Annotated in this window: 1 pseudogene; it reads left to right on the forward strand. The window is 70.6% G+C overall.

Features of this window, described 5'->3' with window-relative positions:
* Nucleotides 1-422, forward strand: a pseudogene (locus IQ210_RS47010) (lytic transglycosylase domain-containing protein); the annotation flags it as partial.

The following is a 422-nucleotide window of genomic DNA, read 5'->3' on the forward strand; positions in this document are numbered from 1 at the left end:
TCGGTCCGGGGATTCGCTGTGGCCTCTGCCACCGCGGTCACCGCTGTCGGAAGCGTCGTGGGCGTTGCCTCGGGCAGCACCGCGCAGACGAACGACGCCGAGGCGACAGCAGCCGAGACGACGCTCCTCGCGGACATACCCGCGGGCCAGCAGGCCCAGGTGCAGACCGCGTCGCTGACGCAGCAGGCCAACGTCCAGGCCATTCAGGCGGACGCGAGCGCCAAGAAGGACGCCGAGGAATCGGCCCGCAAGGCTGCTGCCAAGTCGGCGATCGAGAAGAAGGAAGCCGCCGAGCAGGCGGCGAAGGAAGCCAAGGAGCGCGCCGAGGCCAAGACGGCCGCGTCCCGGTCCGCGTCCAGCTTCCCCGTGCAGAGCTCCTACACGGTCGCGCAGATCCAGGCGATGGCGCGCCAGATGGTGCC

The organism is Streptomyces justiciae, assembly GCF_015163075.1.
In the GTDB taxonomy this organism is placed as follows: Bacteria; Actinomycetota; Actinomycetes; order Streptomycetales; family Streptomycetaceae; genus Streptomyces; species Streptomyces justiciae.